The 23,884-nt window shown below is 69.4% G+C and carries 20 protein-coding genes; 11 read left to right on the top strand and 9 right to left on the bottom strand.

The annotated features are described in order from the left end of the window. The first annotated feature begins 105 nt into the window (after positions 1-105). The 4 genes from ACTJLF_RS31485 to ACTJLF_RS31470 all read left to right on the top strand — a co-directional run bounded on the left by ACTJLF_RS31485 (position 106) and on the right by ACTJLF_RS31470 (position 4,439). Entirely contained in the window at positions 106-690 is a 585-nt protein-coding gene (locus tag ACTJLF_RS31485; RefSeq protein ID WP_184605278.1) for a TetR/AcrR family transcriptional regulator, read from the top strand. 41 nt (positions 691-731) lie between these two features. Next, positions 732-3,002 carry a molybdopterin cofactor-binding domain-containing protein gene (locus tag ACTJLF_RS31480; RefSeq protein WP_440884630.1) on the top strand — a complete coding sequence of 757 codons (2,271 nt, stop codon included), beginning with the start codon at positions 732-734 and terminating at the stop codon, positions 3,000-3,002. A 29-nt stretch (positions 3,003-3,031) separates the two neighbouring features. Continuing rightward, a complete protein-coding gene (locus ACTJLF_RS31475) occupies positions 3,032-3,493 on the top strand; it encodes a (2Fe-2S)-binding protein (RefSeq protein ID WP_132750537.1) in 462 nt (153 codons plus the stop codon). A 250-nt stretch (positions 3,494-3,743) separates the two neighbouring features. After that, a complete protein-coding gene (locus ACTJLF_RS31470; protein ID WP_164713586.1) occupies positions 3,744-4,439 on the top strand; it encodes a GntR family transcriptional regulator in 696 nt (231 codons plus the stop codon). A 28-nt stretch (positions 4,440-4,467) separates the two neighbouring features. Here the strand turns inward: ACTJLF_RS31470 and ACTJLF_RS31465 are convergent, their stop codons facing one another. Further along, entirely contained in the window at positions 4,468-5,346 is an 879-nt protein-coding gene (locus tag ACTJLF_RS31465) for a MurR/RpiR family transcriptional regulator (RefSeq protein ID WP_019655010.1), read from the bottom strand. 121 nt (positions 5,347-5,467) lie between these two features. On the opposite strand from ACTJLF_RS31465, the gene ACTJLF_RS31460 reads away from it, so the two are divergent. From ACTJLF_RS31460 to ACTJLF_RS31450, 3 genes are read left to right on the top strand one after another with little or no spacing between them, the layout of a single operon-like run. Continuing rightward, complete coding sequence (locus ACTJLF_RS31460; protein WP_440884629.1) at positions 5,468-6,802, top strand: aspartate aminotransferase family protein; 1,335 nt, start codon at positions 5,468-5,470, stop codon at positions 6,800-6,802. Between the two features lie 55 nt (positions 6,803-6,857). Beyond that, positions 6,858-7,760, top strand: coding sequence for a transporter substrate-binding domain-containing protein (locus ACTJLF_RS31455; RefSeq protein WP_440884628.1), 903 nt, complete (start codon positions 6,858-6,860; stop codon positions 7,758-7,760). A gap of 27 nt (positions 7,761-7,787) precedes the next feature. Next, complete coding sequence (locus tag ACTJLF_RS31450) at positions 7,788-8,447, top strand: aspartate/glutamate racemase family protein (RefSeq protein ID WP_440884627.1); 660 nt, start codon at positions 7,788-7,790, stop codon at positions 8,445-8,447. Here the strand turns inward: ACTJLF_RS31450 and ACTJLF_RS31445 are convergent. Further along, positions 8,439-9,320, bottom strand: a complete 882-nt coding sequence (locus ACTJLF_RS31445; protein ID WP_019655014.1) for a hypothetical protein — start codon at positions 9,318-9,320, stop codon at positions 8,439-8,441. The two genes, ACTJLF_RS31450 and ACTJLF_RS31445, sit on opposite strands and share 9 nt — an antisense overlap. 147 nt (positions 9,321-9,467) lie before the next feature. On the opposite strand from ACTJLF_RS31445, the gene ACTJLF_RS31440 reads away from it, so the two are divergent. After that, positions 9,468-10,295, top strand: a complete 828-nt coding sequence (locus tag ACTJLF_RS31440; RefSeq protein WP_019655015.1) for an undecaprenyl-diphosphate phosphatase — start codon at positions 9,468-9,470, stop codon at positions 10,293-10,295. Between the two features lie 7 nt (positions 10,296-10,302). Here ACTJLF_RS31440 and ACTJLF_RS31435 read toward each other — a convergent pair whose 3' ends face one another. Continuing rightward, positions 10,303-11,124 (bottom strand): IclR family transcriptional regulator, encoded by an 822-nt coding sequence (locus ACTJLF_RS31435; protein ID WP_440884626.1) that lies wholly within the window; start codon positions 11,122-11,124, stop codon positions 10,303-10,305. A gap of 114 nt (positions 11,125-11,238) precedes the next feature. On the opposite strand from ACTJLF_RS31435, the gene ACTJLF_RS31430 reads away from it, so the two are divergent. Both ACTJLF_RS31430 and ACTJLF_RS31425 read left to right on the top strand, forming a co-directional pair. Next, on the top strand, positions 11,239-12,213 hold the full coding sequence (locus ACTJLF_RS31430; protein WP_019655017.1) for a Bug family tripartite tricarboxylate transporter substrate binding protein: 975 nt from the start codon (positions 11,239-11,241) through the stop codon (positions 12,211-12,213). A 10-nt stretch (positions 12,214-12,223) separates the two neighbouring features. Next, a complete protein-coding gene (locus ACTJLF_RS31425) occupies positions 12,224-14,575 on the top strand; it encodes a cytochrome P450/oxidoreductase (protein WP_440884625.1) in 2,352 nt (783 codons plus the stop codon). A gap of 4 nt (positions 14,576-14,579) precedes the next feature. Here ACTJLF_RS31425 and ACTJLF_RS31420 read toward each other — a convergent pair whose 3' ends face one another. The 3 genes from ACTJLF_RS31420 to ACTJLF_RS31410 all read right to left on the bottom strand — a co-directional run bounded on the left by ACTJLF_RS31420 (position 14,580) and on the right by ACTJLF_RS31410 (position 17,769). Beyond that, positions 14,580-16,307: a sensor histidine kinase gene (locus ACTJLF_RS31420; protein ID WP_311733683.1), complete on the bottom strand. Its 1,728-nt coding sequence runs from the start codon at positions 16,305-16,307 to the stop codon at positions 14,580-14,582. Positions 16,308-16,393: 86 nt separating this feature from the next. Continuing rightward, a complete protein-coding gene (locus ACTJLF_RS31415) occupies positions 16,394-17,101 on the bottom strand; it encodes a response regulator transcription factor (protein ID WP_126185975.1) in 708 nt (235 codons plus the stop codon). 44 nt (positions 17,102-17,145) lie between these two features. Beyond that, positions 17,146-17,769 carry a GNAT family N-acetyltransferase gene (locus ACTJLF_RS31410; RefSeq protein WP_184605662.1) on the bottom strand — a complete coding sequence of 208 codons (624 nt, stop codon included), beginning with the start codon at positions 17,767-17,769 and terminating at the stop codon, positions 17,146-17,148. A 194-nt stretch (positions 17,770-17,963) separates the two neighbouring features. Here ACTJLF_RS31410 and ACTJLF_RS31405 point away from each other — a divergent pair, with 194 nt between their 5' ends. After that, a complete protein-coding gene (locus tag ACTJLF_RS31405) occupies positions 17,964-19,436 on the top strand; it encodes an amidase (protein ID WP_184605259.1) in 1,473 nt (490 codons plus the stop codon). Between the two features lie 22 nt (positions 19,437-19,458). Here ACTJLF_RS31405 and ACTJLF_RS31400 read toward each other — a convergent pair whose 3' ends face one another. From ACTJLF_RS31400 to mutS, 3 genes are all read right to left on the bottom strand, one after another. Next, positions 19,459-20,259, bottom strand: a complete 801-nt coding sequence (locus ACTJLF_RS31400) for an alpha/beta fold hydrolase (RefSeq protein WP_019655023.1) — start codon at positions 20,257-20,259, stop codon at positions 19,459-19,461. A gap of 90 nt (positions 20,260-20,349) precedes the next feature. Continuing rightward, positions 20,350-21,189 carry a proteasome-type protease gene (locus ACTJLF_RS31395; protein ID WP_019655024.1) on the bottom strand — a complete coding sequence of 280 codons (840 nt, stop codon included), beginning with the start codon at positions 21,187-21,189 and terminating at the stop codon, positions 20,350-20,352. A gap of 34 nt (positions 21,190-21,223) precedes the next feature. Continuing rightward, on the bottom strand, positions 21,224-23,854 hold the full coding sequence (mutS, locus tag ACTJLF_RS31390; RefSeq protein WP_440884624.1) for a DNA mismatch repair protein MutS: 2,631 nt from the start codon (positions 23,852-23,854) through the stop codon (positions 21,224-21,226). Positions 23,855-23,884 lie beyond the last annotated feature (30 nt).

The following is a 23,884-nucleotide window of genomic DNA, read 5'->3' as shown; positions in this document are numbered from 1 at the left end:
CCCAGCCACCTTCCGGCCCCGGGGTTCCACACCCATTGCCAGGCGTCGCGACGCATTTCTATAATTGAGTACGTACTCAATCAATAAAGAACGCCGTCCCGACCCATGGCCAGACCCAGAAGCGAAGACAAGCGCAATGCGATCCTCGATGCGGCCATCGCGGAGTTCGCCAGCCGGGGTGCATGGAGCACGCCCACCTCCGCCATCTCGCGCGCAGCCGGCGTGGCCGAAGGCACGCTCTTCACCTATTTCGCGAACAAGGAAGTGCTGGTCAACGAGCTCTACCGGCAGCTGAAGACCGAGCTTGCCGAGGTGATGCTCCAAGACTGGCCCGAGCAGGCCGACCCCAAGACCAAATACCGCCACATCTGGGACCGCTACGTTTACTGGGGCGTCGACAACCCCGAGAAGTTCAAGGTGGTCTCGCAGCTCAAGGTGTCGGACCAGGTGAGCGAAGAGAGCAAGGCCGCGGGCATGGCGCCGTTCCTGCGGCTGGAGGTGCTTGCCAGGGAGTGCATCAGCAACGGGTTGATACGCGACCAGCCGCTGCCTTTCCTCGGCGCGATGCTGGGCGCGATGGCCGAGACCACGATGGCCTTCGTCGCGCAGGCGAAGAGCAGGAAAGGCCGCGCCGGCTACTGCGAGGCCGGCTTCGAGACCTTCTGGCGCGGCATCGTCGCCGACGCCTGATCCCATCCTCCACTCACGCATCCCCACGAAGGAACCACGCCATGCCCAAGCTCAAGCGCCGCCATTTCGTCCTCGGCACGGCGGGCGCCGTCGGTGCCCTCGTCGTCGGATGGGCTGCCACGCCGGTCGCGTCGCGGCTGACAGGGTCGCAGCCCTTGCCTGCGGCGCCGGGCCAGGTCGCGCTCAACGGCTGGGTCAAGGTGGGCAGCGACAACACGGTCACGCTGATGATGTCGCAGTCGGAAATGGGGCAGGGCACGCACACCGGCCTGTCGATGCTGCTGGCCGAGGAGATGGGCGCCTCGCTCGGGCAGATCCGGCTGGAGACGGCCGGCTCGGACGCCATCTACAACAACCAGGCGGCGATCCTCGATGCGCTGCCTTTCCGGCCCGGCGACGAGGGCGCGATGAAGCGCTCGACCGAGCACGTGATGGGCAAGCTGCTGCGCGCGATCCCGGGGCTCTCGGGCACGGGCGGCTCCTCGAGCATCACCGACCAGTGGGTACCGCTGCGCGAAGCCGGTGCGTCGGCGCGAACCATGCTGCTCGGCGCGGCCGCTGCGCTGTGGCAGGTGCCTGCTGCCGAATGCCGTGCCGAGGCCGGGCGTGTGCTGCACCAGGCCAGCGGCAGGAGCGCCACTTTCGGGGAGCTGGCCCCCAAGGCTGCGCAGCAGCCCCTGCCGACGCAGGTGGCGCTGAAGAAGCCGGCTGATTTCAAGCTCATCGGCCAGCCCGCGCGGCGAATGGACGGCGCCGCCAAGCTCGACGGCTCCGCCACCTTCGGGCTCGACGTGCTGCCGCCGGGCCTGCTGTACGCGAGCATCGCGATGTGCCCGACCACCGGCGGCCGCGTCGCGAGCTTCGACGCCACGGCCGCGCAGAAGCTGCCGGGCGTGCGCAAGGTGATGGCGCTGGAGCCGGTCGGCGCCACGCTCATCGGCACCGGCGCCACGCCGGGCGGGGTGGCCGTCATCGCCGACACCCCGTACCACGCGATGCGCGCCGTGAAGGCGCTCGCCATCGAATGGGACCACGGCCCGGCCGCCAGCCTGTCGAGCTCCGAGATGATCGAGCGCCTCTCGCAGACCCTGCGCACCAGGCCCGGCAACGCCCGGCTGGACGACGGCGACGTGGCCGGTGCGTTCCGCTCGGCCGCCAAGACCATCGAGGCCGAGTACCGTGTGCCCTTCCTGGCCCACGCGACCATGGAGCCGATGAATTGCACCGTGCAGTTCAAGGACGGCAAGGCGACCGTGTGGGCGCCCACCCAGGCGCCGGGTTTCACGCGCGGTGCGGCGGCCAAGGCGCTGGGCATCGACGCGGACAAGGTCGAGCTGCACGTGACCTACCTCGGCGGCGGCTTCGGCCGGCGCTACAGCACCGACTTCGTCACCCAGGCCGCCATGCTGGCGCGCGAGACCGGCGGCGCGCCGGTGCAGCTCTTCTGGTCGCGCGAGGAAGACATGGCGCACGACTTCTACCGCCCCGCCTACGTGGCGCGTTGCAGGGCGGGCTTCGACGCGGCCGGCGCGCTGGTCGCGTGGCAGACCGTCACGGCCGGATCGAGCATGGGCGCCCCCTCGCTCATGGACACCGCCACCGACGGCGCCTGGAACACGGCCTATGCCTTCCCCAACGCGCGCGTCGCCCACGTGCCGGTGGAGTCGGCCATGCCCACGGGCGTTTGGCGATCGGTCGCGCATTCGCAGAACGGCTTCTTCGTCGAGAGCTTCATCGACGAGTGCGCCGCCGCCGCGGGCAAGGACCCGGTGGCGTTCCGCGCCGCGCTGCTCGCAAAGGATGAGCGCCACCTGCGCGTGCTCAGGCGTGTGGCCGAACTCTCGAACTGGAGCCAGCCGCCGGCACCGGCGCCCGACGGCGCGAAGCGGGCGCGCGGCCTCGCGATCCACCGTTCCTTCGGCAGCATCGTCGCGCAGGTGGCGGAGGTGTCCGTCTCGCCGGACCGGCAGGTGCGGGTGCACCGGGTGACCTGCGTCGTCGATTGCGGCGTGGCCGTCAACCCGAACCTGATCCGCCAGCAGATGGAAGGCGCCATCGTCTACGGCCTCTCCGCCGCGCTGCATGGCGAGATCACGGTGGAGAAGGGCCGGGTGCAGCAGAGCAACTTCCACGACTACATGCCGCTGCGCATGAACGAGTGCCCGGCCATCGAGGTCGAGATCGCCGCCAGCGGCGAAGCGCCCGGCGGCGTGGGCGAGCCCGGCACGCCGCCGATCGCGCCGGCGGTGGCGAACGCGGTGTTCGCCCTCACGGGCCAGCGGCTGCGCAGCCTGCCGCTCCGGCTCGCCTGAACAGGGAAAAAGTAAAGAAGGAGCACCCCATGACCACCACGCTCACAGTCAACGGCAAGGCCGTCACCGTCAACGCCGAGCCCGACACGCCGCTGCTGTGGGTGCTGCGCGGCGAGATGCAGCTCGTCGGCACCAAGTTCGGCTGCGGCAAGGCGCTGTGCGGCGCCTGCACCGTGCACCTCGACGGCGAGCCGGTGCGCTCCTGCGTCACGCCGCTGGAGGCGGTCGGCAGCCGCGAGGTCACCACAATCGAAGGCCTCAAGGGCAGGGAGGCCGACGCCCTGCGCAACGCCTGGACCGAAGTCGACGTGGTGCAGTGCGGGTACTGCCAGAGCGGCCAGCTCATGTCGGCCTGCGCGCTGCTCAAAAAGACGCCGAATCCGAGCGATGACGACATTTCTGGCGCCATGAGCGGAAACATTTGTCGCTGTGGCACCTATCCGCGCATCCGCGCCGCGATCCATGTGGCTGCCCGGAAAGCTGCGGGCTGACAGCGAATGCAAAGGTTCTCGTCTTGACGGTCGGGGTGGGACGAGGTAAGGCCTAAGGTCCCAACTGGTTCACACAGGTTAATAAATTCTCCGCAATCATCGAAAAAGTCCAGGAATAAAAATTTTTACGGAAACTGGGGATATGAAGCTTTTGTACGCGGCCGTACCATCCGCGCGGCCCGCTTCCGGCCGTCCCCAGTTTCCACTTTCGATGACCCCCCCAGATCCTTCACGGACCCGAGCGTTGTCCGTGGCCGATACCCTGCGTGACCGCATCTTCGACGGCGAGATCGCACCCGGCTCCCACCTGATGGAAATCTCGCTGGCCAACGAGCTCGGCGTGTCGCGCACGCCCGTTCGCGGCGCCATGGCACGGCTGGCGGACGAGGGGCTGCTCGTCTACCTGCCCAACAAGGGCTTCCAGGTGCGCCGCTTCAACGCCAAGGACGTGTACGACGCCTTCAGCGTGCGCGCCACGCTGGAGGGCATGTGCTGCCGGCTGATCGCCGAGGTCGGGCTCGACGGCAAGGCGCTGTCGGAGCTGACGGCCATGCTCGACGAGCAGCACGAGCTGCTGCACCACACCGGCGAATGGTCCGACGGCCGCGCCGCGCGCTGGCAGGACCTCGACGTGGCCTTCCACCAGAAGCTGCTGGCGCTGGCGGACAACCGCTGGCTCACCGAGGCGGTGCAGCGCGCCAGCCAGCTGCCGATCATCTTCGACAGCAAGCTGCGCCCCCACAACCGGGATGCCTCGATGCTGCTGCACAAGCACGAGCAGGCCCTGCAGGCGTTCGCGGACCATTGCCGCATCGTCGAGGCGCTCGGCCGGCAGGAAGCCGGCGTCGCCGAGGCCGCCATGCGCGACCACATCAACGCCAACCGCGATCTTCTGGTGCTCTACCTGAGCCAGAAGAATCCGAGCCGCACCCGGGCGCTGGCCTGAGGATCCGAACGCCTGATCGCCCGGGCGGTCAGGCCTGCCCCTGTCCTCCGCGCGCGGCCGGCGCCGTGAGGTACGCCCCCGATTCGAAGAGCTGCGCCTCGGTCTCGTCGATGCGCCGGATCACCGGCTTGCCGGCGCGGCTGGCGAGAAGTTCGACCAGCGCCTCGGTCACCGCCACCCCGGCCGCGATCGACGGAAAGAACGACGGGCTGTGGATCGTGAAGAGCAGCGTCTCGTCCGCCAGCAGCGACAGCGGCGAGGCCACGCTGTCGGTGATCGCCACGATGCGGCAGCCCGCCGCCTTGGCCGCCTTCGCCACCTGCAGCGCCTCCCGCGAGTAGGGCGCGAAGCTCGCCACCACCACCGCGTCGCCCTTGGAGAAGGCGCGCTGCTGCATCTCCAGCGAGCCGCCCTGGCCATCGACCAGGTGCACGCTGGCGCGGAAGAGCCGGTACACGTACACGAACGAGAACGCGATCGGAAAGCAGGCCCTGAAGCCTGCCGCGTGCACGGCGGGCGCCTTCTCGATCAGTGCGCAGGCCTTCTGCAGCGCATAGCCGCTTTGCTGGTGCGTGGCTTCGAGGTTGCGGCGCTGCACCTCGAACATCTCACCGGTCAGCGTCTGGTCGCTGGCACGGCCGACTAGCTGCTTGGCGCGGCCGCCGTAGGTTTCGGAGCCCAGGCCCATCTCCGCGGCGAAGGCCTCCTTGAGCTGCGGCCAGCCTTCGAAACCCATGTGCTGCGCGAAGCGCACGAGCGTGGCGGGCGTGCTCTGCGAGCGAATGCCGACGCTGCGCATCGAGCCGGTGACCACCGCGTTGGGGTGGTCGAGCACGTAGCGCGCCACCTCTTGCAGTGCGGGGCTCAGTTCGTTGAAACGCTGGCGGATCTGCTCTTTGGCGCCCATGGCGGTGTGTCTCCTTGGCTGAGTTGGAACAAATGTACCGGAGCAGATGGAACACGGCAGTTGACGGAACAAATGTTCCAAACAATAATTCACCGGAAACGTTAGTTCCAACCACCGAGCCATGACGCACGTCTTCCACCGCCACCTCCGCCAGACCCCGCCCGTTGCCGCGAGCTCCCAGGGCATGTTCATCCGCGACGCCGAAGGCCGCGAGTACCTCGACGCCTCCGGCGGGGCCGCCGTGTCCTCGCTGGGCCATGCGCATCCCGAAGTCATGGCCGCCATGCATGCGCAGATCGACAGGCTGGCCTATGCCCACACCAGCTTCTTCACGAGCGAGGTGGCCGAGCAACTGGCCGACGAGCTGATCGGCTCCGCGCCCGAGGGCATGAGCCACGTCTATCTGGTGAGCGGCGGCTCCGAGGCGGTGGAGGCGGCGCTGAAGATGGCGCGGCAGTACTTCGTCGAGATCGGCCAGCCGCAGCGCACGCACTTCATCGCGCGCCGCCAGAGCTACCACGGCAACACGCTGGGCGCGCTGGCCGTGGGCGGCAACGCCTGGCGCCGCGAGCCCTTCGCGCCCATCCTCGTGCCGGCCACGCACGTGTCGCCGTGCTATCCCTATCGCGAGCAGCGCACCGACGAGAGCGCCGAGCAGTACGGCCAGCGCCTCGCAGCCGAGCTGGAGGCCGCCATCCTTGCCCAGGGCGCCGACCGCGTGATCGCCTTCGTCGCCGAGACCGTCGGCGGCGCCACGGCCGGCGTGCTCACGCCGGTGCCGGGCTACTTCAAGGCGGTGCGCGCGGTGTGCGACAAGTACGGCGTGCTGCTGATCCTCGACGAGGTGATGTGCGGCATGGGCCGCACCGGCTCGCTGCACGCCTGCGAGCAGGATGGCGTGGTGCCCGACCTGATGACCGTCGCCAAGGGCCTGGGCGGCGGCTACCAGCCGGTGGGCGCGGTTCTGGCGCAGCGCCGCATCGTCGATGCGATGTCCCGGGGCAGCGGCTTCTTCCAGCACGGCCACACCTACCTCGGCCACCCCATGGCCTGCGCCGCAGCGCTCGCGGTGCAGCAGGTGATCCGCCGCGACGGCCTGGTCGCCAAGGTGCGGGAAGACGGCATCGCCTTCGGCGCGATGCTGGCCGAGGCGCTGGGCTCGCATCCGCACGTGGGCGACATCCGCGGGCGCGGCTTCTTCTGGGGCATCGAACTGGTGGCCGACCGGGCGAGCAAGGCGCCGTTCGATCCGGCGCTGAAGGTCAACGCCGCCATCAAGAAGGACGCCATGTCGCGCGGCCTGTTGTGCTACCCCTTCGGCGGCACGGTCGACGGCCGCCAGGGCGACCACGTGCTGCTGGCGCCGCCTTTCATCGCCACCCGGCAAGACCTGCAGGAGATCGCCGCGCGGCTCGCGGCCTCCATCGACGCGGTCACGCGCGCCGCGGCGCGCTGAGCGCTCCTTTTTCCCCGCTCGTTTCCCCCCCAACCATCGTTCCGAGGAGCGTTCCATGCCCAAGCTTCGTCCGCTGTTTCCCTTCGCCGCCGTGCTCGTGGCCGCGTTCATGCCCTTCGCCGCGGCGCAGGCGCAGGAGAACGACACGCTCGCCAAGATCAAGGCCAGCGGCTCCATCACCTTCGGCTACCGGGAGTCGTCCTTCGGCTTCTCGTACCTCGACGGCAATCTCAAGCCCATCGGCTACAGCCTCGACATCTGCAACCGCATCGTCGAGGCGGTGAAGAGCGAGCTGAAGATGCCGGCCGTCGAGATCAAGTACCAGGCCGTCACCTCGGCCAACCGCATTCCGCTGGTTCAGAACGGCACGGTCGACATCGAGTGCGGCTCCACCACCAACCTCGTCGAGCGGCAGAAGCTGGTGGCGTTCTCGCCGGACATCTTCCGCTACAACGTACGCATGCTGGTGAAGGCCGATTCGGGCATCAGGAGCATCGCCGACCTGCAGGGCAAGACGGTGGCCACCACCAGCGGCACCACGTCGTTCCGCCTGCTGCGCGAGGCCGACCGCGGCCGCAGCCTGGAGGTGACCAACCTCGCGGGCAAGGACCACAGCGATTCCTTCCTGCTGGTGGAAAGCGGCCGCGCCCAGGCCTTCGTGCTCGACGACATCCTGCTGGCCGGGCAGATCGCGAACGCGCGCAACCCCAAGGACTTCATCATCACCGGCGAGAGCCTGCGCACCGAGAACCAGTCGCTGATGTTCCGCAAGGACGACCCGGCCTTCAAGGCGCTGGTGGATCGCGTGGTCTCGGGCATGATGAAGTCGGGCGAGATTGAGAAGCTCTATGCGAAGTGGTTCATGTCGCCCATTCCGCCCAAGAACATCAACATCAACTACCCGCTGAATGCCGAGACGAAGGAGGCCTTCGCCAATCCTTCCTCCAAGGGCATCTGAGCGCTTGCCGCCGAGTCCATGACCCTCATGCCACGCCTTGCCCTGATCCACGCGCTCTCGCACTCCGTCGCGCCCATCAACGAAGCCTTCGCGCGCGACTGGCCCGAGGCCGTGCGCATGAACCTGCTCGACGACAGCCTCTCGGCCGACCTGGCGCGCAACGGCAGGGGGCTCGACGACGCCATGCACGAGCGCTTCCAGCGCCTCGCGCAGTACGCGGTCGACACCGGCGCGCAGGGCATTCTCTTCACCTGCTCGGCCTTCGGGCCCTGCATCGAGGCGGTGGCGCGGCGGCACGCGGGCATCCCGGTGCTCAAGCCGAACGGGGCCATGATCGACGAGGCGCTGCAGGGGCTGCAGGGCCGGCTCGGCCTCATCGCCACCTTCGCGCCCACGCTGGCGTCGATGCCGCCGGAGTTTCCGCAGGGCACGGCGCTGGAGACCGCGCTGGCGGAGGGCGCGCTCGACGCGCTGAACGCCGGCGACACGCAGCGCCACGATGCACTCATCGCCGAGCAGGCCGCCGCACTGCGCGATCGCGGCTGCACGCGCATCGCGCTGGCGCAGTTCAGCATGGCGCGGGCGCGCGACGCCTGCGAGGCGGCCAGCGGGCTGCCGGTGCTCACCACGGTCGACAGTGCGGTGCGCGCGCTGCGCCGGCGCACTGGTGGCGGCGCTTCAGCGTAGGCGAGAGAACTCGATCACCGAGAACAGCGCGGTCATCGCGATCTGCGCCGCGTCGCTGCGCCCGAGGGTGCGGGTGAGGCCGGTTTCGCGGTCGGTGGCCTCCAGCCCCTGCGCCAGGCGGCGGTAGATGTCCGCCGAGGGCATGCTCGCCGAGGTGCCCAGCGCGTCGCAATACGTGTCGGCGAGCACGGCCGCGAGCTGCTCGCTCTGCGCGTTCGACAGCTTCATGGGATCGCCGGTGAACACCGAGGCGATGCAGTGCATGAGGTAGGCCTGCGTCTCGAGCGAGAACGACTGTTGCCGCACGTAGCACTCCACGGCCGACCAGAAGAGCGGCTCGGAGGTGCGGCGCCAGCTTTCGAGAACCTTTCGCGCCTTGGCCACGAGATCGGCGTGGGTGTCGCCGGGCTCGGTGGGGCGCAGCGCCAGCCCCTGCAGGGTGAGCGCGGCCTCGGCGTCGGCCGCGCCGAGGATGAAGCTCCAGAACTTCCAGCGGGCGTACCACTTCTTGTCGTGCGCGGGGTCCAGCGGTTCGAGCAGCCAGAAGTCGATGCTCTGCACCGCGTCGCCGCGCTGCTCGGCCACGTTGCCGTCGCCCAGGTCGAGCGCCGACATGCCCGACTGCATGCGGTCGGCCTCGATGTGGCCCTGCGCCACGATGCCCGCGCTCGAGCCCGAGCGGTCGATGTCGAGCAGCCGCTGCATCAGCTGCTGCAGCTCGTGGGCCGATGCGCCGGTGGCCTGCGAGACGCGGCGCATCGAGGCGTGCTGTTCGCGCTCCAGGTCCTGCGCGTTCTTGCGGCGGTCCTGGCCGTGATCGTCGAAAGTCGAGGCGTGTTCTTCGAGTCTGTCGCCGGGCGTGAACGTTCGCATTACCAATGACTCCTTCGGCATCGAATGCCTTCGCACACCCTCGACTGTGTGTCAACGCAATGCATCTGAACATCACCGGAACAGGGGAGGCTGAGCCCGAGCTGACCAGCCCCCTCGCGATAATGACCGCACTTGAAAGGAGTCCGCGTGGATATTGTTTTGCTGGCCAAGGCCGCCGTCATGGGCATCGTCGAAGGTCTCACCGAATTTCTCCCCATCTCTTCGACGGGCCACCTGATCCTTGCGGGCTCCCTGCTCGGCGGCTTCGGCGACAACCGGGGCAAGGTCTTCGAGATCGCCATCCAGACCGGCGCGATCTTCGCGGTGATCCTGGTGTACTGGCAGAAGATCCGCTCGACCGTCGTCGCGCTGCCCCGCCAGCCCAAGGCGCAGCGCCTGGCGCTGAACATCTTCATCGGCTTCCTGCCCGCGGTGGTGCTGGGCCTGCTGTTCGGCAAGGTCATCAAGGAGCACCTGTTCATCCCGACCGTGGTGGCCAGCACCTTCATCATCGGCGGCTTCATCATCCTGTGGGCCGAGAAGCGTCCGCCCGGATCGGTGCGCGTCGAGCACGTCGACGACATGACGCCGTGGGATGCGCTCAAGGTCGGCCTGGTGCAGTGCTTCGCGATGATCCCGGGCACCAGCCGCAGCGGCTCGACCATCATCGGCGGCATGCTGCTGGGCCTGTCGCGCCAGGCGGCGACCGATTTCTCCTTCTTCCTTGCCATTCCCACGCTGATCGGCGCGGGCGTCTACAGCATCTACAAGGAGCGCGCGGCGCTGTCGATGGCCGATGTGCCGCTGTTCGCCGTGGGCCTGGTGTTCTCGTTCATCAGCGCCTGGCTGTGCGTGCGCTGGCTGCTGAAGTACATCAGCAGCCACAGCTTCATTCCCTTCGCCTGGTACCGCATCGCCTTCGGCATCCTGGTGCTGGCCACGGCGTGGACCGGCACGGTGGTCTGGGCCGACTGACCCTGCTTCAGCTCGCGGCGCCCAGCAGGGCGCTCGCGGCCCTGGCTTCCTGCCGCACCGCAGCGGCAATGGGTCCGTCGATCGACGGATCGAAGCCGCCCGTGGCACCCAGCGCGGTGATCACGGCGCAGACCCTTCCCGCATAGTCGTACACCGGCGCCGCCACGGCGCTGATGCCGCGCAGGTAGGTGTCCTTCACGCCCGCGCAGCGCGCCTGGCGCACCTCGCGGCGCAACTCGCCGATCGGGTCCTTCGCGTCGAGCTGCGCGCGCATCTCCGGCGTGGCCTCGCCCAGCTCCTGTTCGGCCAGCGCGACCACGCGCGATTCGTCGAGCAGCCCCAGGAAGGCGCGTCCGGTGGCCGACCAGAGCATCGACATCACCGAGCCGGCGCGCACGTTCACCGTGACCGGCAGGCCCGGCTCCTCGAAGCGCACGATGGTCGGGCCCTTGTTGCCCATCACGGCCACGAAGCAGGTCACCTCCAGAGATTCGCGCAGGCGGATCAGGCAGGGCTCGGCCGCGCGGATCGGGTCGGCCTGGCGCATGGCTGCAAGGCCGATCTGGATGGCCTCGGTGCCCAGGTAGTAGTGCTGCGAGGCTGCGTCCTGCAGCACCAGGCCCGCTTCCATCAGGCTCGCGAGGTAGCGGTGCACCTTGGCCGGGCTCTCGGCGACGTGCGCCGACAGCGCGGTCAGGCTGCTGCGCCCGCCCAGGTGCGCCAGCCCCTTGAGCACCGACATGCCGGTCTCGGCGGACTGCACCCGCTGGCGGCGTTCGCGGGCGGGGGCGGCGGGGGAGACAGGCTCGGATTCGTTGGGCTGGGTCATGACGGCTGGATGTTAGGTGCTCGCCCGGTGAGGCCGGGTAAACCCGCGATCCGTGAATTACGCTATGCGTATGATAATTACGCAATACACAAAATCCCTCACGGAGACTCCCTCATGAAGAAGCACATCGCCCGCTGCCTCGCGGTCCTTTCGCTCGCTGCCGTCGCCGCAGGTGCCGGCGCACAGCAGGCCTATCCCGCCAAGCCGATCCGCTGGATCGTTCCTTACGCGGCCGGCGGCGGCTCCGACTTCCTGGCCCGCACGGTGGCGCAGACGCTGTCGACACAGGTCGCTCAGCCCGTGCTGGTGGACAACAAGCCCGGCGGCAACACCGCGCTGGCGGCGGCCGAGACCGCACGCGCGCCGGCCGACGGCTACACGGTGCTGTCGGCCGACAACGGCACGCTGGTGTTCAACCCCGCGCTCTACAAGTCGCTGAGCTACAACCCCACGAAGGACCTGGCGCCCGTCACGCTGATGGGCAAGTTCCCGATGATCCTGGTGGTCGGCGCCAACTCGGGCTTCAACTCGGCCAAGGACTTCATCGCCCAGGCCCGCGCCAAGCCGGGCGGCATCAACTACGCCTCGGCCGGCGCGGGCAGTCCGCACCACCTGGCGATGGAGCTGCTGAAGGTGGAGGCCAAGCTCTTCATGGTCCACGTGCCGTACCGCGGCGCGGCGCCCGCGCTGTCCGACGTGGTCGGCGGGCAGCTGCCGGCCATGATGGTCGACCTGGCCGCGGGCTCCGGCTTCATCAAGGGCGGCAAGGTCAAGGCGCTGGCGGTGGCCAACCCCACGCGCCTGCCGCAGCTGCCCGACGTGCCCACCTTCGCCGAGCTCGGCTACAAGAACGTCGAGGCCGCCGCGCTGGTCGGCGTGGTGGTGCCCTCGGCCACGCCGGCCGACGTGGTGAACACGCTCAACCGCCAGCTGGTCGCGGCCATCAACGAGCCCTCGGTGCGCACGCGCATGGTCGACTTCGGCGTGGAGCCGGTCGGCAACACGCCCGCGCAGTACGCCGCGCTGCTCAAGAGCGAGACCGAGCGCTGGCACAAGCTGATCCGCGACCTGAAGATCACCCTCGACTGAGCGCGCCGCCATGTCCGCAGACACCGCCTTGCCTCCACGAACCTCCGGCTGCCCCGTCGCGCACGGCCCGCTGTCCTCCGAGCGCACGCCCACCGGCTGCCCGGTGAGCCGGCGCGCCGCCGACTTCGACCCCTTCGAGGACGGCTACCAGCAGGACCCGCCCGAGTACGTGCGCTGGGCGCGCGAGCAGGAGCCCATCTTCTACAGCCCCAAGCTGGGCTACTGGGTGCTCACGCGCTACGAGGACATCAAGGCGGTGTTCCGCGACAACATCACCTTCAGCCCGTCGATCGCGCTCGAGAAGATCACGCCCACCGGCGAAGAGGCCAATGCGGTGCTCGCCTCCTACGGCTTCGCGCTCAACCGCACGCTGGTCAACGAGGACGAGCCCGCCCACATGCCGCGCCGCCGTGCGCTGATGGACCCCTTCACCCCCGAGGCGCTGAAGCACCACGAGCCCATGGTGCGCGAGTTGGCGCGCGAGTACGTCGACCGCTTCATCGACGACGGCCGCGCCGACCTCGTCGACCAGATGCTGTGGGAGATCCCGCTCACCGTGGCGCTGCACTTCCTCGGCGTGCCCGAGGAAGACATGGACACGCTGCGCAAGTACTCCATCGCGCACACCGTCAACACCTGGGGCCGCCCGAAGCCCGAGGAGCAGGTGGCGGTGGCGCATGCGGTGGGCAACTTCTGGCAGTACGCCGGCAAGGTGCTCGACAAGATGCGGCAGGACCCGGACGCGCCCGGCTGGATGCAGTACGGCATCCGCAAGCAGATGCAGCATCCCGAGGTGGTGACCGACTCGTACCTGCACTCGATGATGATGGCCGGCATCGTCGCCGCCCACGAGACCACCGCCAACGCCACCGCCAACGCGGTGAAGCTGCTGCTGCAGCACCCGCAGGTGTGGCGCGAGCTGTGCGAAGACCCCGGGCTCATTCCCAACGCGGTGGAGGAGTGCCTGCGCCACAACGGCTCGGTGGCCGCGTGGCGCCGCATGGTCACGAAAGACACGCAGGTCGGCGGCGTCGACCTGCCGGCGGGTTCGCGCCTGCTGATCGTCACCTCGTCGGCCAACCACGACGAGGGGCATTTCTCCGATGCCGACCTGTTCGACATCCGCCGCGACAACGCCAGCGACCATCTCACCTTCGGCTACGGCTCGCACCAGTGCATGGGCAAGAACCTGGCGCGCATGGAGATGCAGATCTTCCTGGAGGAGTTCACGCGCCGGCTGCCGCACATGCGGCTTGCGCAGCAGCGCTTCACCTACGTGCCGAACACCTCCTTCCGCGGGCCCGAGCACCTGTGGGTGGAATGGGACCCGGCGGCCAACCCCGAGCGCGCGAACCCCGGCCTGCGCGACGTGCGCGTGCCGGTGCGCATCGGCGAGCCCTCGGCGCATTCCATCGCGCGGCCGGTGGTGGTGCAGGGCGTGACGCAGGTGGCCGAGGGCATCGTCAAGCTGCGCCTCGTGTCGCCCGATGGCAAGCCGCTGCCGCGCTGGACGGCAGGCGCGCACATCGACGTCGAATGCGGCACGCCCGAACTCTCGCGCCAGTACTCGCTGTGCGGCGATCCCGACGACGCGGGCGCCTTCGAGATCGCCGTGCTCCACGAGCCCGAAGGCCGCGGCGGCTCCGCATGGGTGCATGCGAACGTGAAGGCCGGCGACCGGCTGCGCATCCGCGGACCGCGCAACCACTTCAGGCTCGACGAGTCGCTGCAGAAGGCGATCTTCATCGCCGGCGGCATCGGCATCACGCCGGTGAGCGCGATGGCGCGGCGCGCGAAGGCGCTGGGCATGGACTACGAGCTGCACTACAGCGGCCGAAGCCGCGCGAGCATGGCCTTCGTCGACGAACTGGCCGCGCTGCATGGCGAGCGCCTGCATGTGCACGCCGCCGACGAAGGCCGGCGCAACGACCTGCAGGCGCTGCTCGCGCTGCCGGTGCCCGGCGCGCAGGTCTACGCCTGCGGCCCGCTGCGCATGCTCGAAGCGCTGGAAGACTGCTGCGCCGTATGGCCCGAGGGCGCGCTGCGCGTGGAGCATTTCGAATCCACGCTGGCCACGCTCGATCCTTCGAAGGAGCATGCCTTCGAGGTGGAGCTGAAGGATTCGGGCCTCGTGCTCACCGTGCCGCCCGATCAGACCCTGCTGACCGCGCTGCGCGCCGCCAACGTCGACGTGCAGAGCGACTGCGAGGAGGGCCTGTGCGGCTCGTGCGAGGTGCGCGTGCTCGCCGGCAAGGTCGACCACCGCGACGTGGTGCTCACGCGCATGGAGCGCGACGCCAACACCAAGATGATGGCCTGCTGCTCGCGAGCCTGCGAGGGGCGGCTGGTGCTCGAGCTCTGAAGTCTCAGCCGGCGAGCGGCATCCGCAGTGCTACCCGGGTCTCGCCGGGGCGCGACTGCAGGTGCAGCTCGGCGCCGAGTCGGCGGGCCCGCGTGCGCAGGCTGCGCAGCCCCGCGCCGGCCGTCTGGTCCTCGACCGCGAAGCCGCGCCCGTCGTCGCGCACGCTGAGCTGGAGTTCGGCGCCCGCGCGCGCCACCTTCACGTCCACGCGCCGGCTCGCGCTGTGCTTGAGCGCGTTGGTCAGCGCCTCCTGCAGGAAGCGCATCAGGTCCAGGCTCTGCGAGGGCGGCAGCTCCAGCGTGTCGATGCCCGACACCTCCCAGCGGCAGTCGATGCCGTTGGCGTCCAGCAGCTGCGCGCTGCGGTGGCGCATCGGCACCAGCAGCTCGCCGAGCGCGCGGGCGCCGTGGTCGTCGCCGGTGGCGTCGATGATCAGCCGCAGGTCGTCGCGCAGGCGCTTGAGCATGGCGAGCAGTTCCGGCGCGCCGAGGTTGTCGGGCTTGTGTTCCAGCGTCGCGATGCTGCCCACCAGCATGCCGCCCAGCCCGTCGTGCAGGTCGCTCACCAGGTTCACGCGCTCGCCGATGCGTGCGTGCGCCAGCTCCAGCGCGTGCTGCTGGGCCAGCGTTGCGGCGAGTTCGGCCTTGGCCGCGTTCACCTCCTCGATCAGCTCGGTGTTGAAGTTCTCGATGCGCTTGAGGCTCTTCACGAATTGCGCGGCCAGCGTCAGCGCCATGCCCAGCAGCAGCACGTAGGACGACATCGTCGTGTAGTAGGTGTTGCTGTCGATCACCTGCGTGAACACCAGCAGGTCGTGCGCGCCCGTCAGGGCCGAGATGGCCATGAACGGCGCGAGCGGGCGCATCGGGCTGTCGCGGTGGCGCAGCGCATGAACGATGGAGATGCCGTTCACCGCGATGACGGTGAGGCCGCCCAGCATCGTCCAGATGGCGCGATGCTCGATGAGGTCCGCCACTGGCGCCAGCCACAGGTCGAGCACGCCCGCTGCCGCCAGCAGCAGCGCCGCAAGTTCCAGCCGGGGCATGCGCCGCCCGCAGAAGCGCAGCGCGAAGACGACGTACGACACGCTGAAGACCAGCAGGGTGGAGGTGTTCAGCGCCTGCCACGCGTGGTTGCTCGCAAAGGGCCAGGGGCTGGTCGCGATCTGGTTGTAGCCGAAGACCAGCCACAGCACCGACATCAGCGCGAACCAGCCATAGGCCGTCTCGCGCCGGCGCAGCAGCCACAGCGCGGCGAAGAAGGCCGAGGCCGCTGCGCTCACCGCGAGGCCCAGCACCTGCAGGTCGCGGCGCACCAGGCGCTCGCCGTCGAACTCCGCCTGCATCGCGGCCGGCGTGCCCAGGCTCACCGGCCCCAGCCCCGCCTGGTAGGCGAAGAGGCCGGAGACGCGCACCAGCAGCGTGTTGGTGCCGGGCTTCAGCATGGGCGGCGCCAGCAGCCAGTAGCGCGGCGTGTTCCAGGCGCGCGTGAGCGGCTCCACCAGGCTCTCGTCGCGCGAGATCGTCGTGCCGTTGAGCGAGACCTCGCCGGCCATGTTCAGGTAGTGCAGCAGCAGGCCGGCTTCACGCGCCTGTTCGGGCTGCTCCCATGTCAGGCGATACCAGACCACGCCGTCGAAGCCGGGCCAGCGGGTGGCCCAGCTGTCGGGCAGGGCGACGGGCGTCCAGCCCTCGGCGGGCGGGGCGGTGTCGTTCCAGCCGGTGCCGCGCACGGCCTCCGCGCGCAGCGTGGGAGGGGCGCTGCCTTCTGCGGCGAGGGCCGGGCAGGCCGCCAGGAGAAGCAGGGCGACTGCGCAGCTCAGCGCAGCAAGCCATGCCTGCGCGCCTCGAAGACTGCTTCGGTGCGCGAACTGACGGCGAGCTTGCGGTAGATGTTCTTGGTGTGGCATTCCACGGTCAGTTTCGAGATCGAGAGCGATTCGGCCATGTCGCGGTTGCTCAGGCCCTGCGAGACGAGCTCCAGTATCTTGCGCTCCCGCGGCGTGAGCGCTGCCGGTGCTTCCGCGGAGGACTGCGCCTGCGCGGGCGCATCGGCGGGCGCCTGGTGCGACGACAGCCAGGCGAGGATGTGGCGCGCGATGCTCGGATCGATCGGCGCGCCGCCCTGTTCGATGCTGCGCAGCGCGATGCCCAGTTCGACGTCGTCGCGCTCCTTCAGCAGGTAGCCGATGGCGCCGGCGCGCAGTGCCGCGAAGATGATCTCCTCGGTGCGCCAGGCCGAGATCACCACCGCAGGGATGGCCGGCCGGTTGGCCTGCAGCCAGCCGATGAGCTCGACCCCGCTGCCGTCGGGCAGGCCGATGTCCACCAGCACCACGCCGTAGCCGTGCCCCTCGAGCAGCTGCCGGGCGCCGGCGACGCTGTCGGTCACCGCGATGCGGTTCCTGTCGCAGCCGAGGGTGGACAGTACGTGGCGCAGGCGCTCCTGCATGGCCGGGTCGTCCTCGACGATCAGCGTGGGGCTCAGCGATACGGGTTCGGCGTCTTCGACGGGGAGGGAGGGCATGCGGCGGATTCTTCCGCCGACCTGACGCGGCGAGTGGAACGTATCTATTTATTTTCCCCGTTTGCCGCCGACTGCTGCCGCGCCGGCCGGCACATGATCAGATAGCCCGAATTCGTGACCGGCTCCAGGTGCTCCGCCTCGCCGCGGAAGCCCAGGCGCTCGTAGAACGCCACGCTGCGCGGCGTGAAGGTTTCCAGGAAGCAGGGCACGCCCGCTGCGTCGGCCTCGGCCAGCGTGGGCGCCAGCAGCCGGGCGCCCAGCCCGCGCCCCTGCGCGGCGGGCGAGATGCCGAGGATCGACAGGTACCACGCATGCGCCGGCACCACGGCCGGCGAACGCGCGGCCATGAAATCGACGATGCGGCGGTAGTTGTCGTGGCCCCTCGGGCCCAGCGTGGCGGCGAGGTATTCGCTCTTCGCGGCCGACTCGGCAGCGTCGATGGCCTCGCTGCGCGGCAGCAGCCAGGCCGCGGCGCCGAGCCGGACGTCCTCGGCGGCAAGGAAGCGGCCGGTGCGCGCGGCTTCGCCCAGCGAGTAGGCGAAGTAGTCGGCGAGCACCGCCTTGCGCCGCGGCATGTCGTGCGCGTGGTCGACGGAGATCGCGAGGTAGAACGGATCGACGATCAGTGCGTCGGCCAGCGCGGGCGCTGACGGGAAGTCGGGCTGCATGCGGAATCGGCGGGGTTCGAGGACGGTGCGGGCGATTCTAGGCAGCCGCATCGCACCCGGCTCTCGTCACGGGCCCGGCCGCCTGCTTGTCCTTCGCTCCCGCTCAGCCAAGCCGACCCCGCAGGCGCCGCGACTGCGCGCTCGGCAAAATCGGACGCACTTTCCTCGACGAACAAAGAAACGGAGCAATGCGAATGACGCTGGCAATGAGCTGGAGCGAATGGGCCGAGCACGACGGAATCGCCCTGGCCGAACGGGTGCGCAAGGGTGACGTGACCGCGGCCGAGCTGGCTGCGCAGGCGGCCGAGGGCATCGCGAAACTCGATCCGAAGCTCGACGCGGTGGTCGAGGTCTTCGACGACGTGGTGGCCGATCCGCTGAAGGACGGCATGAGCCCCGAAGGCGTCTTCGCCGGGCTGCCCTACCTGATGAAGGACCTTGGCCCCACGCTGAAGGGGCGGCTGCAGGAGTTCGGCTCGATGATGATGCAGGGCCACCGCCCGGCGGCCGACAGCTTCCTCACGCAGCAGCTGCGCAAGGCGGGCCTCAACATCATGGGCCGCAGCACCACGCCGGAGTTCGGCGTGTGCAGCTCGGCCGAGAACGCCTTCCACGTCACGCGCAACCCCTGGGACCTCGAATACACCACCTGCGGCTCGTCGGCCGGCACCGCGGCGATCGTGGCCGCGGGCGTGCTGCCCATGTCGCACGCCACCGACGGCGGCGGCTCGATCCGCATTCCGGCGGGCGTGAACGGCAACATCGGGCTGAAGGTGTCGCGCGGCGTGTTCTCGCTGGCGCCGGGGCTGTCGGACCTTTCGGGGCTGGTGTCGATCCAGGGCTGCCACAGCCGCACGGTGCGCGACACGGCCGCCTTCGTCGACCACTGCCGCGGCGGCGCGCCCGGCGAGTTCATGCCCTTCTGGTCGCCGGCCGAGCCGTACAGCGAGCTCATCAAGCGCGACCCGGGCCGCCTGCGCATCGCGCTGTCGCACGAGTGGGGCGATTTCCGCGCCACGCCGCATTTCGTGGCCGAGCTGGAGCGCGCGGGCAGATTCCTCGAAGGGCTGGGCCATCACGTCGAATGGGCGCTGCCGGAGGTGGACTTCCGCACCGCCTTCGACGCCCAGACCACCTGCTACATCAGCAACTTCGCGCAGGTGATCGACGGCCACCTGCACCGGCTGGGCCTGGAGCGACCGCCGGCCGAGCTGCTGGAGCCGATCAACATCAAGATCTGGGAAGCCGGGCTGCACACCTCGTACACCGAGCGCGCCAAGATGCAGGCGGTGTTCAACACCACCTCGCGCGCCTTCGGCGACTTCTTCCAGCGCTGGGACATCATCCTCACGCCCATCACCGCGCTGCCCACGCCCAAGGTGGGCACCAGCGAGTACCTCACGACCAGCACGAACCCCTCGGTCCACGACTGGTTCGCCAACCTCTGGCAGAACTTCGCCTACACGCCGCTGGCCAACCTGTGCGGCATGCCGGGCATCTCGCTGCCGATGGCGGCGCAGGAAAACGGCCTGCCGCTGGGCATTCAGGCGCAGGCGGCCCAGGCCAACGACGGGCTCTTGCTGCAGCTGGCCGCGCAGATCGAGCGGGCGCTGGGCGGCAAGTGGAACGCCGGGCGCCGGCCCGGGGTGCACGTCACGCAGGCGTGACGGGGAGCCGCCGGCTGGCGGCTCAGAGCAGATTGCGCAGCGCGGCCTCGATGGCCGCTGCGGTGGCCAGCGGCTTTTCCATCGGGAAGAGGTGCGTGCCGTCCAGCATGGCGATGCGGCCGCGGGTGACCTTCTGCGTCATCGCCATGCCCACGCGCTTCATCTCGGCCGACTGTCGCCCGCCGATGAAGGCCGCCTTGCACTTGAGCGGGTGCGCGCGCAGCAGGGCGCCCAGGTTGTGGGGCAGGGTGTTGTAGATGGCGGTCTCGACGTCGCGGTCGAAGCTCAGCGCGCGGGCGTCGTCTGCGTCGAAGGTGCCGTGGTCGATGTAGTCGTGCAGCACCTGCTCGTCCCACTTCGCGAAGGCCTTCTTGCTGCGGAAATGCTCGAACACGGCCTCGCGGTGCTCCCAGCTGTTCCTGCGCTTGCGGCTGACGGCGCCGGGCGACACGCTCTTCATGAGCGGCGTGCGCTTGACCACGTTGAGCGTGTTCGCGCGCCAGCCGCCGAGGATGGGCGAGTCGATCAGCACCACGCCGCGCGCCAGCTCGGGGTGCAGCGCTGCGCACATCAGGCTCAGGAAGCCGCCGAGCGAATGGCCGATCAGGAACACCGGAGCGCCGGCACGCTCGGCGCGCGGCTTGGCGAAGTCGGCCAGCTGCTGCACCAGGTGCGGCCAGTTGTCGGTGACGGGGTACTTCGGGTCGTGCCCGAATTTCTCGATGGCGTCGACCTCGAAGCCGCGGTTGCGCAGGCTGTCGAGGACGACGCGGTAGGTGCTCGCGGGAAAGCTGTTGCCGTGCGAGAAGACGACGGGGGGCATCACGGCCGTCGCCGGGCCGCCCCAAGGCGGCCGAGCCTCCCCCTCGGGGGGTGGAGAAGCACACGAAGTGGCACGCCGGGGGGCATCATTTCAGATCAGCTTTTCGTCAGGGGTCGAGATCTTGCGCAGCGGGCTGTGGCGCGTGGCCGGCATCTTCAGCGGATGCTCGGTCTGGCTGTCGTCCCACACCGGGTCCTCGATGCTGTCGAACACCTCGCGCAGCTTCTGGCCCCAGCTGTTGTGCACCATGCGGTAGTAGGGGTTGTCGGCGTCGATGCAGATCACGCGGTCGGTCTCGAGCTTGTTGGCCTCGTACACCACCAGGTCGAGCGGCAGGCCGACCGACAGGTTCGACTTCATGGTCGAGTCCATCGACACCAGCGCGCACTTGGCGGCCTCGTCCAGCGGGGTCTCGGGGGTGAGCACGCGGTCGAGCACGGGCTTGCCGTACTTCGATTCGCCGACCTGGAAGTAGGGCGTCTCGGTGGTGGCCTCGATGAAGTTGCCGGCCGCGTAGACCAGGAAGAGGCGCATGCCCTCGCCCTTGACCTGCCCGCCGAAGATGAAGGACACGTTGAAGTCGAGCCCCGCATGCTTGAGCGCCTCGGCGTCGCGGTCGTAGACGTGGCGCACCGCCGAGCCCAGCACGCGCGCGGCGTCGAACATGCTCTTGGCGTTCCAGATGGTGATGGGGGCGCCCTGGCTGCCGTCCTCGCGGGTTTCGCGCAGCTCCTCGATCTGGAGGATCTCGCGCACCGACTGCGAGATGCTCAGGTTGCCCGACGACAGCAGCACCATGACGCGGTCGCCCGGCTGCTCGTAGACGATCATCTTGCGGAAAGTGCTGATGTGGTCGACGCCCGCGTTGGTGCGCGAGTCGGACAGGAACACCAGGCCGGCGTTGAGTTTGATGCCTACGCAGTAAGTCATGGGTGCAGGTTCATCTCGCATGAACTGTGCCGGGTCATGCGGCGCCGAGTTCACGTTTGTTCAGTTTTTGAAGGGCATACAAGGCATCGAGGGCCTCGCGCGGACTCATCGTGTCGGGGTCGAGCGCGGCCAGCGCGGATTCTACGGCGCTGGCCATGGGCGTTTCGGCCACCGGGGGCGGTGCGAACAGGTCGACCTGTGCACGAGTTTGCGCATGCTGCGATTCAAGTGCCTCCAGCGCCTGCCGCGCATGGTTGACCACCGCCGCGGGCATGCCCGCCAGCCGTGCCACCTGGATGCCGTAGCTCTTGCTGGCCGGGCCGGGCTGCATCTCGTGCAGGAACACGATGTCGCGGCCCGCCTCGGTGGCGCTCACGTGCATGTTCACCGCACAGTGGTGCGTGGCCGGGAACTCGGTCAGCTCGAAGTAGTGCGTGGCGAACAGCGTGAAGGCCTTGCTGCGGTCGTGCAGCTGCGCCGCGATGCCGGCGGCCAGCGCCAGACCGTCGAAGGTGCTGGTGCCGCGGCCGATCTCGTCCATCAGCACCAGCGACTGCGCCGTGGCGCTGTGCAGGATCTGCGCCGCCTCCGTCATCTCGAGCATGAAGGTCGACTGCGCGTTGGCCAGGTCGTCCGCCGCGCCGATGCGGGTGTGGATCGCGTCGATCGGCCCGAGCCGGCAGGCGGCCGCCGGCACGTGCGAGCCGATGGAGGCCAGCAGCACGATGATCGCCACCTGCCGCATGTACGTCGACTTGCCGCCCATGTTGGGGCCGGTGATGACCTGCATGCGCTGCTGCGGCCCCAGCTGCGTGTCGTTGGCGATGAAGCCGCCCGACGACTTCTCGGCCAGCCGCGCCTCCACCACCGGATGGCGGCCCTGCTGGATCTCGATGCAGGGGTGCGACACGAAGCTGGGCGCGCGCCAGTGCAGCGTGTGCGAGCGCTCGGCCAGCGCGCACAGCGCATCGAGCGTCGCGAGGCCGCCGGCCAGCTGCGTGAGCGCGGGCACCGAGGGCTGCAGCGCGTCGAGCAGCTGCTCGTAGAGCCACTTCTCGCGGGCCAGGGCGCGGTCCTGTGCGCTCAGGGCCTTGTCCTCGAAGGCCTTCAGCTCGGGCGTGATGAAGCGCTCGGCGTTCTTCAGCGTCTGGCGGCGGCGGTAGTTGTCGGGCACCTTCGACAGGGCGCTCTGCGTCACCTCGATGTAGAAGCCGTGCACGCGGTTGAACTGCACCCGCAGGTTGCCGATGCCGGTGCGCTCGCGTTCGCTGATCTCCAGCTTCAGCAGGAAGTCGTCGCAGTTCTCGCTGATGGCGCGCAGCTCGTCGAGCTCGGCGTCGTGGCCGGTGGCGATCACGCCGCCGTCGCGCACCAGTGCGGACGGGTCGGGCTTGATGGCGCTGGTCAGCAGGGCGGCGCAGCCCGGCGGCGGCGCGAGCCGCTCGGCGATCTGGCCGAGCAGCGCGGACGAGCCCGGCAGCAGCGGCGCGAGCTGTTCCGCCTTCGAAAGCGCCAGCTGCAGCGCCAGCAGCTCGCGCGGGCGCACCTGGCGCAGCGCGATGCGCGCGGCGATGCGCTCCACGTCGCTGGTGTTCTTGAGCTGCTCGCGCAGCGTGCGCCAGGGCGCAGCGGTGGCGCCGAGCATGGTGGCCTGCAGCGCGGCGATGGCCTCGAGCCGGCCCTGCGCCTCGGAGCGGTCGCGCCGCGGCGAGAGCAGCCAGCGCTTGAGCAGGCGGCTGCCCATGCCGGTCATGCAGGTGTCGAGCAGCGAGAACAGCGTGGGCGAGTCTTCGCCGCGCAGCGTCTGCACCAGCTCGAGATTGCGCCGCGTGGTGGGCGGCAGCTCGATCAGGTCGCCATCGCGCTCCACCGACAGGCGCTGCACGTGCGAGAGCGCGCGGCCCTGGGTGTGTTCGGCATAGCCCAGCAGGGCGGCAGCCGCGGCATGCGCGTTGGAGATCGATTCGGCGCTCCACGCGGCCAGGCTGTTGCTGCCCATCTGCTCGGCCAGCTTGCGCTCGCCCAGTCCGCCGTCGAACTGCCATGCCGGACGCACCGACAGCGTGAAGGGCGTGGCGGCGCGCGCGGCCTTCAGGCGCTGCTCGAAGGCGGGCGTGACTTCGGCGCTGTAGAGCAACTCGCTGGGGCCGATGCGGGCGATCCAGGCTTCGAGCGCGTCGGCGGGGCACTCGGCCAGCCGCAGCTCGGCGCCGGTCACGCTGAGCCAGGCCAGGCCGCAGGTGTTGCGCGTGCCGGCGTGCACCGCGAGCAGCAGCGAATCGGCCTTGTCATTAAGCAGCTCGGAGTCGGTCAGCGTGCCGGGCGTGACCACGCGCACCACCTTGCGTTCGACCGGTCCCTTGGCCGCGCCCACTTCGCCCACCTGCTCGCAGATGGCGACCGATTCGCCCAGCTTGATGAGCCGGGCCAGGTAGGTGTCGACCGAGTGGAAGGGCACGCCGCACATCACCACCGGCTGGCCGGCCGACTGGCCGCGCTGGGTGAGCGTGATGTCGAGCAGGCGCGCGGCCTTCTCGGCGTCGGCCCAGAACAGTTCGTAGAAATCGCCCATCCGGTAGAACAGCAGGGTGTCCGGATGGTCGGCTTTCAGGCCTAAATATTGGGCCATCATGGGAGTGTGCCCAGAGGCGTCGATCTTGGTCATTTCAGTCAGTGGCTTGCGATCCGTGCCCCG

The organism is Variovorax sp. 22077 (assembly GCF_052044195.1).
Taxonomy (GTDB): domain Bacteria; phylum Pseudomonadota; class Gammaproteobacteria; order Burkholderiales; family Burkholderiaceae_C; genus Variovorax; species Variovorax atrisoli.
The sequence above is the reverse complement of the archived record's forward strand: the minus strand, read 5'-3'. Positions and strand labels throughout refer to the sequence as shown.